Below are 14,647 nucleotides of genomic sequence, written 5' to 3' on the forward strand. Positions count from 1 at the left end.
GCTATGTTTCTGATTTTAAGTTTGAAACTGAAAAACCTAAAACAGGTTCTAGGTTAGGAGATATTCCTTCTTCTAACTCTGTATTCTTTTCTATTCAAGACCTTAATCAGCTTGGTGAAAATCAAACTTCTTTAGGCGGTGATACAAAAAAGCTATTTGATGCTAAGTTTGAAGGTTAGTTCAATGTGATTTCTTCATAGGCGTTGCCTACGTGGACCAGTTTTACCTATGTCATTCCGTGATTTATTCGGCGTTGTTGCATGGATCGGTTTTCCGTCATTGCGAGAAGAATTACGCAGTAATTCGACGAAGCAATCCAGTAAAAAATTCTGATTTACAGAATTTTTTTAATTATTTTTCTGGATTGCCACGTCGCTTCGCTCCTCGCAATGACGATTCGGGTATCCATGCAACAACACCGATTTATTCACGGAATCCAGTTAAAAATACTAATAAAGTTAGTATTTTTAGTTGTTTTTCTGGATTACTGATTTTAGTTAGAAATAACATCAAATAAAAAACCTCTTGCACATTTATTAGATACATATATATTACCATGAAATATGATTCCCATATTTCATGGTAATATATACTTTTTTATAAAAAAATCTAATTAAAATACGGAGGAACCATGGCTAATCCAAATCTTACGAAAGGAAATAATTATTTTGGGAATGAGCAATATAAAGAAGCTATAGAAGCTTATAGCAAAATAGATAAAAATAGCACATCTTATCCTTATGCTCTGTTTAATATAGAAGAGTGTTACTTTCAACAAGGAAAATTTATAGAAGCCATAAAATATTATAGTCAGATCTCTGATAACCATTTCTCACTCTATCAAAGTGCTTTATTTAATTGCGGTAGTTCTTTTTACAATCTAGATAAATACGCTGAAGCTATAGAAATGGCTGATAAGGTAAACAAATCAAAGATTTCAGGTATTGAAGAAAGTTTTAACTTAATGGAACATATTCTCGAAGAAGAAACTAGCTTTAATATTTTATGTCTTGAGAAAGATACTAACTTTAGTATTTTAGAAGAAAATTTTGACTTAATGGATATACCTGAATAAATAAATATAGTAAAGTGCTTTCTATTGTTGCATGGATAGGCTTTTCCGTCATTGCGAGGAGCGAAGCGACGCGGCAATCCAGAAAAAATAATAAAAAAATTCTGTAAATCAGAATTTTACTGGATTGCTTCGTCGAATTACTACGTAATTCTTCTCGCAATGACGGAAAAGCAGGTCCACGCAACAATGCCCACTCGCAATAGCGATAGCAGAGTATATCAAGCAAATTCTAATAATACCTGTCCTCTTACAACATTATCCTTTTCATTAACAAAAATTTTAACTATTTTTCCGTCTCTTTCGGCTAAAATAAGATTTTCCATTTTCATAGCAGTTAAAATCATAATTTCTTGCCCTGCCGTCACTTCCTGCCCTTCTTTCACCTTTATTGCAGCAATTTGACCGCTTAGAGGAGCTTGTAGTTCGGAGCTTTCTTCCACCACTACTTTTGAGACCATTAACGCTTCAAGTTCTGATATACGAGGAGAGCGAACAAAGGCTTTTACGCTAATACCGGCATGCGATAATAAATAACCGGTTCTGATATTCTCAATTTTTACATTTGTCTTTTTACCGTTAATTATAGCAGTAAAAAGTTCATTACCTAAATTCCAGTTACTACGAATATATATTCTATCGCTTTCGTGACGTATATTATAGCCGTTTTCAACAGGTGTAATTAATACGGGGAATAATTTATCATCGATAGTTACCACCCATCTTGTACCTATTTTGTTAGCTTGATTGTTAATATTGCCGGAAATTAAAGAAGCACGTCTTTGCTCTGATATATAAATAAAAATAGCCGTTGCTAAAAATACGGTAGTTACTTCTGAAGTTAGACTAGCTCCGGAAAAACCGTCAGGATATTCTTCTTGAATAAAGGCAGTAGAAATATCGCCGCTAACAAAGCGTGGATGTAGCATTACAGCTTCTAAGAAACTGATATTATGAGCAATACCATTAATTATATAAGAACTCAAAGCAGAACGCATTACCTCAATCGCCTGCTCTCTTGTTTCACCGTAAGTACATAATTTTGCAATCATCGAATCATAAAACATACTTACTTCACCGCCAAGCCCAATTCCTGTATCTATACGGATATTAGGACTCTTTGCAGGTTCGGAATAAGCTATAATTCTACCGCTAGAAGGTAAGAAACCTCGGCTTGGGTTTTCGGCACAAATTCGTGATTCAAATGCCCAACCTTTTAATTTTACGTCATCTTGCGTAAATGATAATTTCTCACCGGCTGCAATTTTTATCATCTCTTCAACGATATCTATACCAGTAATTAGCTCAGTAACAGGATGCTCGACTTGCAACCTAGTATTCATTTCTAAAAAATAGAAATTTTTATTGCTATCTACTATAAACTCAACGGTACCGGCCGAATAATATCCCACTTTTTGAGATAAGGATATTACCTGCCGATACATTTCTTGCCTTATATCTTCGGTAATAAAAGAACTTGGTGCTTCTTCGATTACTTTTTGATGGTGACGCTGTATTGAACATTCACGCTCTCCGAGACATACACTATTGCCGTATTGATCGGCAATTAGCTGAATTTCGATATGACGGGGAATTTGAATTAACTTCTCAATAAATAATCTATCGTCACTAAAACTATTGGCTGCTTCAAGCTTTGCCGACTCAAAAGCATTTGCCATTTCAGCGGGATTATTCACTACTCTCATACCACGTCCACCGCCGCCGGCAGCCGCTTTTACTATTACCGGAAAACCAATCTCTTTAGCAATATCCACCGCTTGCTTAACATCGTTTATAGTTCCCATATAACCCGGAACGGTGCTAACTCCGGCTTCTATCGCTATCTTTTTTGCTTCGATTTTATCGCCCATTTTTTTAATAGTTCCGGCACTCGGTCCTATTAAAACCACACCTTCTCTTTTAAGAATATTAGCAAAATTCGGATTTTCCGATAAAAAACCATAACCTGGATGTACTGCACTTGCTCCACTTTCACGAATCGCTGAAATAATATTTTTAATAGATAAATAACTTTCCGTTGCAGGGGAATCACCTATATAATAAGCCTCATCTGCATGCTGCACATACATTGAGTTTGTATCTGCTTCAGAATATACTGCAACCGACTTTATTCCCATCTTTTTTAAGGTACGTATTATCCTAACGGCGATTTCGCTACGATTAGCAATTAAAATTTTATCAAATAATGGTTTATTCATAGTTTTTTGTTATAATTTTAGTTTTTGTCATTGTGCGAGGAAATTACGAGGTAATTGACGAAGCAATCTCAGGACTTTGGCACGAGATTGCCACGTCGCTTCGCTCCTCGCAATGACGATTTATCCACACAGGAATAACAATTACAACGGCAAATTATCATGCTTCTTCCAAGGTAATTCTACTTTTTTAGTACGCAGGAAATTTAACGCCTTACATATTCGCCATCTAGTATTTTGCGGTCTTATAATATCATCCAAATATCCCCTAGATGCCGCAACAAAAGGCGAAGTTACTACTTTTCTATATTCATCGATTTTTTGTTTTTTAGCTTCAGGGTCTTTACATTCTTCCTTAAATATTATCTCGGCTGCTCCCTCTGCACCCATAACAGCGATTTCCGAATTAAACCAAGCATAGTTTATATCGCCTCTAAGATGCTTGGAATTCATAACTATATAAGCACCTCCATAAGCCTTACGGGTAATTACGGTAATCTTCGGCACTGTAGCTTCCGCATACGCGTATAACAGCTTAGCCCCGTGTTTAATAATACCGTCATGCTCTTGGGATGTACCAGGCAGAAATCCAGGTACATCAACAAGGCTTACTATAGGAATATTGAAAGCATCACAAAATCTAATAAATCTTGCTGCTTTTCTTGAGGCGTTTATATCTAAACATCCTGCTAAATGCAAAGGCTGATTAGCCACAAATCCTACCGGATAACCTTCCATATAACCAAAGCCAATAATGATATTCTTAGCAAAATCAGGTTGTAGTTCAAAAAATTCTCCCTCATCAACGATACGCTCAACAAGCTCTTTCATATCATAAGGCTTATTAGGAGTGTTAGGTATTAACGTGCTAAGAGACATATCGACTCTATCGGCAGGATCAATAGTCGAACGAACAGGAAGAGGACTACGATTAGATGACGGAAGGAAGTTAAAGAACTTACGAATTTCGAGCAATGCTTCTATATCATTATTGAATGCAAGATCGGCAACACCGCTTTTAGTGGTATGCATTCTAGCACCGCCGAGCTTTTCTTGGCTTACTTCTTCACCCGTAACGGTTTTTACTACATCGGGACCGGTTACGAACATATAAGAACTATTCTTAACCATGAATATAAAATCGGTTAAGGCAGGGGAATATACCGCACCACCGGCACAAGGTCCCATAATTAAGGTAATTTGAGGGATAACACCCGACGCTAAAACATTACGCTGAAATAATTCACCGTATCCGGCAAGAGCATCAACCCCTTCTTGAATTCTTGCTCCCCCTGAGTCGTTAATACCGATTACGGGAGCACCGGTTGCTATAGCTTGATCGATAATATCGCAGATTTTCTTAGCATGATATTCGCCGAGAGAGCCACCTAGTACGGTAAAATCTTGGCTATAAATAAATACCAACCTACCGTTTATCGTACCATGTCCCGTTACAACGCCGTCACCTAAAAACTTTTTATCCTGCATCCCAAAATTATCGCATCTATGGGATACAAACATACCTGTTTCGGTAAAGCTATTCGGATCTAATAATACTTCTATGCGTTCTCGTGCAGTTAACTTACCTTTTTGATGTTGTGCGTTGATCCTAGCTTCACCGCCCCCTTGCCTTGCAATATTTTTTCTCTCATCCAGTAACTCAGGAGAGATTATATTACTTTGATTCATAGATTATTTATATTTATTTATCCATAATATAATATAATAATGCTAATGTGAAAAGATAATTATTTATGTCATCTACCGAAGATACCAAAGAAGCACCGAAAAAAGCCAAACCGACAACTAAATTTAATAACTTATCAACTGCTTTAAAAAAGAATTTACAAAGAAGAAAGAAAGCTAAAACAAAAGATACTACAAGCCAAGCTTTATCTGAATTACAAACAATGGTAAAAAATTACACTGATTCTACAAAAGAAAATATATCTCTTACTGATGAATTAATAAAATTAAGACGTTTAGAGGCAGCTCATGAATAAGCATTAAATTTGACATATTAATATAAATTGCTAATATTTGGGGAGTTTAGATTTTGTTGCATGGATTGGTTTTTCCGTCATTGCGAGGAGACGTTGTTGCGTGGAGGGACATAGTCCTGACGTGGCAATCTTGTCAAGCATCCTGAGATTGCTTCGTCAAAATTTTCAATTTTTCCTCGCAATGACGATTTGAATCCAACAAAATTGGTATTTAAAATATTTTACATCATGGACACAAACAAATTATATCTTTTCAAAGATAGACGATTTTTACCAAATTTTATAGTACAGTTATGTGGTTGTCTTAATGATAATATATTAAAAAATACTCTAGTAATTCTTATAACTTACGGCATTACTGGTTCTTTAAGTAAATATAATAATCTACTCGTTTTAATTGCTAATGCTACTTTTGTACTACCTTTCATAATATTCGCAAGCATAGCAGGACAAATTGCCGATAAATACGAACGTGCAAATCTTATTAAAATTATTAAGATTTGTGAAATCGGTATAATTGCCTTTGCAATTTATGGATTTCATCATAATAATCTGCTAATTCTGTTCTGTTCTATTTGCTTAATGGGTATACACTCTACTTTTTTCGGTCCAATAAAATATAGCGTATTACCTGATCACCTAACTAAAGACGAACTACTTGGAGCTAACGGCTTTGTTGAAGCCGGAACTTTTATCGGTATTTTTATCGGTACTATAATCGGCAGCTATTATACAATCAGCAATAATTTTATAATTTATTCCTTAATCACCATCGCCTTTCTCGGCTTCATTACAAGCCTTTTCTCTCCAAAATCTAAAAATGCAAATCGTGATATTAAAATAAATTTTAATATTATAGATGAAAGCATAAATATGATTAAATATGCCAAAGCAAAAAAACAGATATATTTAGCTATACTTGGTATTTCATGGTTTTGGTTTATCGGAGCTGCTATAATTTCACAAATACCTTTACTTGCTAAGATAACTTTTAAAGCTGATGAGAATGTTGCTAACTTATTTTTAGCGGTTTTCTCGCTTGGTGTTGGGGCCGGTTCGTTTTTATGTAGCAAAATATTTGAAGATGAGATTACCGTAAAATATCTATTTATTTCAGCCCTAGGCATTAGTATTTTCGGTATTGATTTATTCTTCGCAAGTAGAATTAGCTCAGTTAACTATGAACCTACTCAGCTAAAAAGTATTTTGGTATTTTTATCAAAAAGACATAATTGGCGAATAGTTATAGATTTATTTTTCTTAGCAGCAATAGGCGGTTTATATATCGTTCCCCTTTTTGCTATATTACAGCATTATGCAAACCCTGCTCATCGTAGCCGAATTATTGCCGTTAATAACCTCATTAATTCTATTTTCATGGTGGGATCAACAATTATTTTATCTTTATTATTTTACCTAAATTTCACTATACCCTGGATTATATTATTTATTAGCCTAGCTAATATAATCGTTACTATACATATTTACCGCTTAATACCTGAAGTTAAAATTATTCCGTTTAAGCTATTGCGAAGAATATTCCAAATCTGTTTTGATCTTACGTATAAGGTTGAAGTTAAAGGATTTGAAAATTTCCAAAAAGCCGGTAAAAAAGTAGTAGTTGTCGCTAATCATATTTCATATCTCGATCCACCGCTAATTGCTACTTACTTACGAGAAGAAATGACTTTTGCAATTAGTCCCGATATACAAAAAATATGGTGGATTAAGCCGTTTTTACGTATGGCAAGAACTTTACCGGTTGATCCAAGTAACCCAATGGCAATAAAGACTTTAGTAAAAGAAGTACAAAAAGATCAGAAAGTAGCAATTTTCCCTGAAGGTAGAATAAGCGTTACCGGCTCTTTAATGAAAATATACGAAGGACCGGGAATGATTGCCGATAAAGCCGGTGCTACCGTTTTACCGGTTAGAATAGACGGTACTCAATTTACTCATTTATCAAAATTAAAAAACATATTAAAAAGAAAAATATTTCCTAAAATTACTATAACCGTTTTACCGCCGGTAAAATTCGCTAATATGGATGCTGCAAGTAATCAAGAACGACGCAGTTATATATCTAGGACTCTTTATGATATCATGGCTGACATGATGTTTGAGAGTTCAGACTATAAAAATACTTTATTCTCATCTCTTATAGAAGCAGCTAAAATTCATGGATTTAAGAAAAAAATAGTTGATGATTTTGAAAATAATGCAGTTACTTATCGAGATTTAATATTAAAATCTTTTATCCTAGGTGATTTAATCAAAAAGAATAATATCTTTGGCAGAAATTTAGGCTTAATGTTGCCTAATACCACGAATACGTTAATTACTTTTTATGCCATGCAATCTAGCGGTTATGTTCCTGCTATAATTAACTGGAGCAGCGGCATAAGTACTATTATTAACTCCTGTAAACTTGCACAAATTAAAGTAGTTTACACTTCAAAACAATTTATTGAGAAAGCAAATTTACATGAATTAATAACTAACTTATTAGATTTCGGTATTAAAATAATATATTTAGAAGATTTTAAAAATCAGATTGGTACAGCTCTAAAACTAAAAGCAAAAATAGGAAGTTATTTTGCCCAAACTTATTACAATTATTTTTGTCGTAATCGTGATGACGAAAAACCGGCAGTGATAATTTTTACTTCAGGTACTGAAGGAGAACCTAAAGCCGTATTACTATCTCACAAAAATTTACAAACTAATAGATATCAAATAACTGCTAAAGTACCTTTTAGTCCTGAAGATATAGTATTTAACTCATTACCTTTATTTCATTGCTTTGGTCTTGGTGGTGCAATTATCACAACTTTAAACGGTATTAAGCTGTTTCTATATCCTTCTCCACTAAATTATCGCAGCATTCCTGAAGTTATATACGATATCGGAGCAACTATATTAATTTCTACCGATACTTTTTTAAACGGTTATGCTAATTATGCTCACCCATATGATTTTTACTCATTACGCTATATATTTGCCGGTAGCGAGAAATTAAAAGAATCTACAAGACAATTCTGGCTTAATAAGTACGGCATACGTATTTTTGAAGGATATGGGATTACAGAAGCATCACCTATTATAGCTTGCAATACCCCTATGCATAATAAAGCAGGCACGGTAGGAAGATTATTACCGAAAATTGATTATAAGCTTGAGAAAGTAGAGGGAATAAATGAAGGGGGACGTTTATTCATTAGGGGGCCTAACATCATGCTTGGTTACTTAGACTTAGAAAGCAACCATACTTATAAAGAATGGTATGACACCGGCGATATAGTCAAAATAGATTCTGAAGGATATATAACAATTTTAGGACGTTTAAAACGCTTTGCTAAAATAGCGGGGGAAATGATATCTCTTACAAAAATTGAAGAACTTGCAAGCGAAATTGATCCTGATTCCTTGCACGCTGCTATTTCCATCGCCGATAAAACGCACGGAGAAAAAATTATTTTACTTACTACCGGTTCCGATATAAATAGAGAAAATTTTGCAGATACAGTATCTAAAACTCAAATTTCTTTACTACATTTACCGAAAGTAATTATTACCGATTCAGAAATACCTCTGCTTGCAAGTGGTAAGATAGACTATCTTGAGATTATGAAGAATGTGGATAGATTCTAACATCATTGCGAGCGACTGCAAGCCTTGTTGCATGGATTGTTTTATGTCATTCCCGCGTAGCATTGTTGCGTAGACCGGTAAAACCTACTGTGTCACCCCGTGGCTTGCTAACTAGGTCCATAAAAACAATAAAAAATACTAATAATTTTAGTATTTTTAACTGGATCCCGTGGTCAAGCCACGGGATGACAGAGGTAAAACTGATCCACGCAACAACACCTTCACGCGTAGGCGGGAATGACATCAAGTAGGTTTTTTAATCCATGCAACAAGGTCGGAGCCGTAGGCAACATGGCAATCCAGAAAAATAATAAAAAAAATTCTGTAAATCAGAATTTTTAACTGGATTGCTTCGTCAAAACTTACAGTTTTTCCTCGCAATGACGAAAAAAAACACCACACACAACAACACCGGTCAAGCAACGGGGGTAACATTTATTTTTTCTTTTGACTATTAATAGCAGCATTCAACGCTAATTTAAACCACTTGCCTAATAACTCTTGATCCTCCATAATTTCAGATAACACCTTCCAATATGATAAAGTTACAAGTTTACCTTTACTTTGATATACAAATGGCTCAGAACCGAAAGATTGAAAATATTCATAAGTGCTTAGGTCTGACTTAAAATATAATTCATTGCTCTTAATAATTCCTACCATAACACCACCCTTATATATACTATATCCACCAAACATTGCACGAACGGCTACTGAACCATATGGTTCTAACAATTCTTTGACATATTCAGTAAATTCATTTTTGTTCATAATAATCGCTTTAAATACAACAAACCATAAATAAACGTGCCTAATATAATAAACAATGGAGTTAAAGGTAGGTCAAAATAGAAAGAGCTAAGGGCGGCACAAAAATTAATAAATAAAGAGATAAGAATTGATATTATAATCATCTGGGAGGGACTATATGCTACAAACCGTGCAATCATAGCAGGAATAAGTAAAACAGCGGTTACCATCAATGCACCGACAATCTTTATAGCAGAAAATACCGATAATGAGAGAAGAAGTAAAAATATTAGCTCAATAATATTAACCTTTAAGCCTTTTATGACTGCAATATCTCTATTGATGATTATAAGAAGAATTTGATTATAAAAATATACTATAAAGCTTATAATAGTTATTAGCACTACCCCTAGTATAATCAAATCATTAAAAGACACGGATAAAATATCCCCAAACAACAAATTCACTATATTATTCTGCAAAGAAGTAAAATAATTAATAACCAAAGCAACAGCTAGCATAAAGCTAGAAATTAAGTTAATAACTGCATTTTTCTCAGAATTATTTTTAAAAATAAACACAAAAAATGAAAAAAGAATCGCAACTATTATTCCTGAATATATTAATGGAAAATGTGCTATAATACTTATGCTAGCCGCTAAAAAACTACTATGAGCAAGCCCATCGCCAAAATAAATATATCTCTTCCATAGGGCAATGCAGCCAAGAGGAGCAAATATGCAGCTAATTAAAATTAAGGCTAGTATTATTAAAGTCATCTGAGTATATTATATATGTTTATTGTATAGTGGGATAATGCTCATGTCATTCCCGCGAAAGCGGGAATCCATAATAAATAAATTTCATATATTAATATAAAATAAATTTTTATATATTTTACTGGATTCCCGCTTTCGCGGGAATGACATATACTGCAATAATATAATACCTATATCATAGACTATGTCTTCAATCGATAAAAAAGAATTAGAAAAATTTGAGAAAATTTCTCATAATTGGTGGAATAAGGATGGGGAATTCGGTATCTTACACCGCATAAATCCTATTCGCCTTGAATATATAATAGAGAAAATAACCTCGCATTACAACGATATTTCTAAATTAGAAATATTAGATGTCGGTTGCGGCGGAGGATTAATTGCAACACCTCTAGCGGCTCAAGGTTTTAATGTTACAGCCATTGACGCTCTGCAAAGTAATATTGAAACGGCAACTGCTTATGCTAAGGAAAACGGCGTAAAAATAAATTATTTACAATCTACTATAGAAGAATTACAGAGTGACAAGTTATATGATGCGGTAATTTGTCTTGAGGTTATTGAGCATGTAGAAAACGTGCAGCAATTTATACTAAATTTGGTCAAGCATATTAAGCCAAACGGTATGGCAATAATTTCTACGATTAACCGTACTAAAAAAGCTTATGTACTTGGAATAATAGTTGCTGAATATGTTTTAGGTTGGGTGCCTAAAAACACTCATGATTATAGCAAATTCCTAAAACCGTCGGAAATTTATGAAATGCTTACGGATACCGACATTGAAATTAAAGAGCTGAAAGGCTTGGTATATGATCCTGCTAAAAATGAATGGAAATTAAGCGATGATATAGACGTGAATTATTTTATGTGTTTGGGGAGAAAGACGAACCGTCATTGCGAGGAAATTACGAAGTAATTGACGAAGCAATCTTGGAAAGAATTTCTTGAGATTGCCACGCTCACTAACGTTCGCTCGCAATGACGTATATATTTAAAAAAGATAATAAATGACTAACGTAATTACTAGATTTGCTCCGTCACCGACGGGGTTTTTACATATAGGTTCGGCAAGAACTGCCCTTTTTAACTATTTGTTTGCAAGGCATCATAACGGTAAGTTCTTGCTTCGCATTGAAGACACAGATAAAGAAAGATCAACGAACGAAGCGGTAGAAGCCATATTCTTAGGTCTAAAATGGCTAGGGCTTGATTGGGACGGTGAAGTTATATTCCAGTCTGAACGTAATAATCTTTACAAAGAGGCGGCACTAAGATTACTGCAAGAAGGTAAAGCATATTATTGTTTTACTAGCCAAGAAGAAATAGAAAGACAGCGACAAAAAGCTTTAGAAAATAAACAACATTTTATTTTTAATAGCGAATGGCGTGATAAAGATTCGTCCACCTACCCTACCGATATTAAACCGGTAATACGCCTAAAAGTACCTCGTGAAGGTAGTATAACCATTCATGACACTTTACAAGGCGATGTGGTAATTGAAAATTCTCATATCGATGATATGGTATTATTGCGTAGTGACAGCACTGCTACTTACATGCTAGCCGTTGTAGTAGACGATCATGATATGGGTATAACTCATATTATTAGAGGTGACGATCATTTAACCAATGCAGCAAGGCAAATCGCTATTTATCATGCTTTCGGCTATGAAGTACCGAGCATGACTCATATACCGTTAATTCATGGAGCAGACGGAGCAAAATTATCCAAAAGGCATGGAGCTTTAGGTGTTGAAGCTTATGAAGATATGGGATATTTACCGGAAAGTTTGTGTAATTATTTATTGCGTCTTGGATGGAGTCACGGTGATGATGAAATTATCTCAATGACTCAGGCTATAGAATGGTTTAATCTTGATTCACTCGGTAAATCACCTTCTAAGCTTGATTTTGCTAAGATGAATAGCCTTAATGCTCATTACTTAAGAATGCTTGACAATGATAGCTTAACTTCAAAGACTGTAGAGATATTGAAACAAAATTATAAGATTAGTGAGAAAGAGGTAAGTTATATAAAACAAGCAATGCCGAGCTTGTTAGTTAGAAGCGAAACATTACTTGATCTAGCACGGCTTGCTCAAATTTATCTCGTAGATTCGCCTATCATCTACAACCAAGATGCAAAAGAAATAATAGAAAATTGTGATACAGATTTAATCAAACAAGTTATAGAAGGCTTAAGCAAACTTGAGCAGTTTGATAAGGAATCCGTGCAGAATAAATTTAAAGAAATAGCAACTCATAATGGCTTAAAGCTAAATGACATTATGAAACCCGTAAGAGCCTTAATAACAGGTATGACGGCTTCGCCTAGCGTATTTGAAATTGCGGAAATTTTAGGAAAAGACACTGTTTTAAAAAGGTTAAAAATTATATGAAAAATTGTATAAAAAAAATTGCTTTTATTTTTAGCGGGTTATTTATAATAACCGGCACTTTTGTTTTGTATAGCATAGAAAACGTCAACGCATCAACAGCACCAAAAAAGTACGGAGCTTGGACCTTAAATTGCACTCTTAATAATGAGAAAAAACAACTTTGCTTCTTATCACAACAAATTAATAATCTAGAGAAAGATAAAGAAAAAGAAATATTAGCCATTTATCATATAGGTTATTTCAATGGAGAGCAAGAAGAACAGGAATTAAAAATAATAGAAATAGTCCCGTCAAATGTTCAAATTCCGGCAGGTACAGTTATTAATAGCGGTGACAAACGAATATCAGCTGGAAAATACGTAAATTGTACGGTAAACGGCTGTCAGGCTTTAGCTATTATTACAAAAGACGATCTAGACATGATTTTATCAAACGATAATTATATAGAACTAATTACCGCAGACGGCAAACAAGCTAAAATTTCCTTTATAAAAGACGGTCTAAAGGAAGGTCTAAAAGCTTTGAGTAGATAGTAACGGAATTTAAGCATTGTTGCGTGGACTGTTTTTCGTCGTCATTGCGAGCAGGCATTGTCTGCGTGGATACCTAAGTCGTCATTGCGAGGAGCCATAGGCGACGCGGCAATCTAGAAAAAGTAATAAAAAATTCTGTAAATCAGAATTTTTTACTGGATTGCTTCGTCAAAATTTTCAATTTTTCCTCGCAATGACGACTTAGGTATTCATGCAAACAATGCCATGAGCCGCTTAAAGCTCATGACAATTTGCTAATAAGTTACTTTAAACCTAATTGCATTAACAATGACCACCATGATCTCCCTGTCCTTCACCGCCTAAACTTGCTTCATATTCAAGAACCCATGATTGATGAAATGCCATGCCAGTATCAGCTACTATCCATCTTTCTAAAAGAACATGGAATCCTGCTTCCCTTTCCGGAAGAATTATTGAATGATCTGTAGTAGGATGATCAGTAATCTCATATGAATAACCACGTGTTTTATGTGCCATAGTATAATCCCAATGTATATCAAACTTGTCACCGGCTTTTACTTTATGAACATGATGGTACTTGCTTCCGTCTCTCCAATCAAATGTTTTGTCAGATGAAAATTGTCGCATTTCTGCATTAGTATAATTAACAGAATCTCTCTCATCTTCTTTTCCACCGCTAAGAAGATGTCCCTCTTTAATTGCCGGTGCACTTACAGCATCATCAGGAAAGTCAACATCACTAGGAAAGGTTTTTTTTTCCTCCTTCCATCTCATTTTTCTGTGAGCTATCCTTTAACAACTTTAACTCTTCGCAAACTAAAGCTATTGTCTTCGGTAAGGTTACTGCCCCATGATATGGGGTAACACCTAAAACATGCGAAAATTTCTTATCGTACTCTGCTTTATTAGGAGCTATTTTGTTATCAACTAGTTTTTTAGTCATAATTTACCTATTAATTTAAATTATATTTACGATATATAAAAAAATAGATTGAATAATAATCTACCTTTACAATTAACAATGCTTACTAAATTTTTAATATATTGCAAGAAGTTATAAAATACTAAAGTGAAAAAATATTTGAGAATAAATAAAAAAATGCTTTTCTTTTTATTAAATTTTATTAACTGTTTTTATATTTTTACTGAAGCTACTAGCTATTATTATACTGATATATTCAATTTATTATGTTAATGAAAATTAATATTAATTTAATATAACTGTGTAAAAAAATCACAAAAATATAATCCTATTTAAA

14 protein-coding genes and 1 pseudogene are annotated in these 14,647 nt (G+C 34.0%); 8 read left to right on the forward strand and 7 right to left on the reverse strand.

Annotated features, from left to right (window positions below; translation table 11 throughout):
- The first annotated feature begins 211 nt into the window (after positions 1 to 211).
- The gene (locus tag BN1174_RS11425; protein ID WP_231555738.1) at positions 212 to 517 is read left to right on the forward strand and encodes a hypothetical protein; all 306 of its coding nucleotides are present in this window, start codon (positions 212 to 214) and stop codon (positions 515 to 517) included.
- A 114-nt stretch (positions 518 to 631) separates the two neighbouring features.
- Positions 632 to 1,075: a tetratricopeptide repeat protein gene (locus BN1174_RS01760; RefSeq protein WP_040256043.1), complete on the forward strand. Its 444-nt coding sequence runs from the start codon at positions 632 to 634 to the stop codon at positions 1,073 to 1,075.
- Here BN1174_RS01760 and BN1174_RS09655 read toward each other — a convergent pair.
- The 3 genes from BN1174_RS09655 to BN1174_RS01770 all read right to left on the reverse strand — a co-directional run bounded on the left by BN1174_RS09655 (position 1,029) and on the right by BN1174_RS01770 (position 4,977).
- Positions 1,029 to 1,301, reverse strand: coding sequence for a hypothetical protein (locus BN1174_RS09655; protein WP_156138439.1), 273 nt, complete (start codon positions 1,299 to 1,301; stop codon positions 1,029 to 1,031). The two genes, BN1174_RS01760 and BN1174_RS09655, sit on opposite strands and share 47 nt — an antisense overlap.
- Positions 1,294 to 3,291 (reverse strand): acetyl-CoA carboxylase biotin carboxylase subunit, encoded by a 1,998-nt coding sequence (locus BN1174_RS01765; RefSeq protein ID WP_040256045.1) that lies wholly within the window; start codon positions 3,289 to 3,291, stop codon positions 1,294 to 1,296. Before BN1174_RS01765 ends, BN1174_RS09655 begins: the two co-directional genes overlap by 8 nt.
- A gap of 141 nt (positions 3,292 to 3,432) precedes the next feature.
- Positions 3,433 to 4,977: an acyl-CoA carboxylase subunit beta gene (locus BN1174_RS01770; RefSeq protein WP_040256047.1), complete on the reverse strand. Its 1,545-nt coding sequence runs from the start codon at positions 4,975 to 4,977 to the stop codon at positions 3,433 to 3,435.
- 65 nt (positions 4,978 to 5,042) lie between these two features.
- Between BN1174_RS01770 and BN1174_RS01775 the strand changes: the two genes are divergently transcribed.
- From BN1174_RS01775 to BN1174_RS10620, 3 genes and pseudogenes are all read left to right on the forward strand, one after another.
- Positions 5,043 to 5,291, forward strand: a complete 249-nt coding sequence (locus BN1174_RS01775; protein ID WP_040256049.1) for a hypothetical protein — start codon at positions 5,043 to 5,045, stop codon at positions 5,289 to 5,291.
- 228 nt (positions 5,292 to 5,519) lie between these two features.
- Positions 5,520 to 8,942, forward strand: coding sequence for an acyl-[ACP]--phospholipid O-acyltransferase (locus tag BN1174_RS01780; protein WP_040256051.1), 3,423 nt, complete (start codon positions 5,520 to 5,522; stop codon positions 8,940 to 8,942).
- Between the two features lie 59 nt (positions 8,943 to 9,001).
- Positions 9,002 to 9,163, forward strand: a pseudogene (locus BN1174_RS10620) (tRNA lysidine(34) synthetase TilS); the annotation flags it as partial.
- Between the two features lie 214 nt (positions 9,164 to 9,377).
- On the opposite strand, the gene BN1174_RS01790 reads toward BN1174_RS10620, so the two are convergent.
- Together BN1174_RS01790 and BN1174_RS01795 are read right to left on the reverse strand one after the other, a co-directional pair.
- Positions 9,378 to 9,713, reverse strand: a complete 336-nt coding sequence (locus BN1174_RS01790; protein ID WP_040256053.1) for a TfoX/Sxy family protein — start codon at positions 9,711 to 9,713, stop codon at positions 9,378 to 9,380.
- Positions 9,710 to 10,471: a metal ABC transporter permease gene (locus BN1174_RS01795; RefSeq protein ID WP_040256055.1), complete on the reverse strand. Its 762-nt coding sequence runs from the start codon at positions 10,469 to 10,471 to the stop codon at positions 9,710 to 9,712. The genes BN1174_RS01790 and BN1174_RS01795 overlap by 4 nt, the downstream gene beginning before the upstream one ends.
- Positions 10,472 to 10,655: 184 nt before the next feature.
- On the opposite strand from BN1174_RS01795, the gene ubiG reads away from it, so the two are divergent.
- The 3 genes from ubiG to BN1174_RS01810 all read left to right on the forward strand — a co-directional run bounded on the left by ubiG (position 10,656) and on the right by BN1174_RS01810 (position 13,406).
- Positions 10,656 to 11,390: a bifunctional 2-polyprenyl-6-hydroxyphenol methylase/3-demethylubiquinol 3-O-methyltransferase UbiG gene (gene ubiG / locus BN1174_RS01800; protein WP_040256057.1), complete on the forward strand. Its 735-nt coding sequence runs from the start codon at positions 10,656 to 10,658 to the stop codon at positions 11,388 to 11,390.
- Positions 11,391 to 11,481: 91 nt separating this feature from the next.
- Positions 11,482 to 12,873 carry a glutamate--tRNA ligase gene (gene gltX, locus BN1174_RS01805; RefSeq protein ID WP_040256059.1) on the forward strand — a complete coding sequence of 464 codons (1,392 nt, stop codon included), beginning with the start codon at positions 11,482 to 11,484 and terminating at the stop codon, positions 12,871 to 12,873.
- A complete protein-coding gene (locus BN1174_RS01810; protein ID WP_040256061.1) occupies positions 12,870 to 13,406 on the forward strand; it encodes an invasion associated locus B family protein in 537 nt (178 codons plus the stop codon). The genes gltX and BN1174_RS01810 overlap by 4 nt, the downstream gene beginning before the upstream one ends.
- Before the next feature lie 282 nt (positions 13,407 to 13,688).
- On the opposite strand, the gene BN1174_RS01815 is transcribed toward BN1174_RS01810, so the two are convergent.
- Entirely contained in the window at positions 13,689 to 14,162 is a 474-nt protein-coding gene (locus BN1174_RS01815; RefSeq protein ID WP_156138441.1) for a lytic polysaccharide monooxygenase auxiliary activity family 9 protein, read from the reverse strand.
- Positions 14,128 to 14,331, reverse strand: a complete 204-nt coding sequence (locus BN1174_RS07735) for a hypothetical protein (RefSeq protein ID WP_052454718.1) — start codon at positions 14,329 to 14,331, stop codon at positions 14,128 to 14,130. The genes BN1174_RS01815 and BN1174_RS07735 overlap by 35 nt, the downstream gene beginning before the upstream one ends.
- Positions 14,332 to 14,647 lie beyond the last annotated feature (316 nt).

Source organism: Rickettsia hoogstraalii (genome assembly GCF_000825685.1).
Lineage (GTDB): Bacteria > Pseudomonadota > Alphaproteobacteria > Rickettsiales > Rickettsiaceae > Rickettsia > Rickettsia hoogstraalii.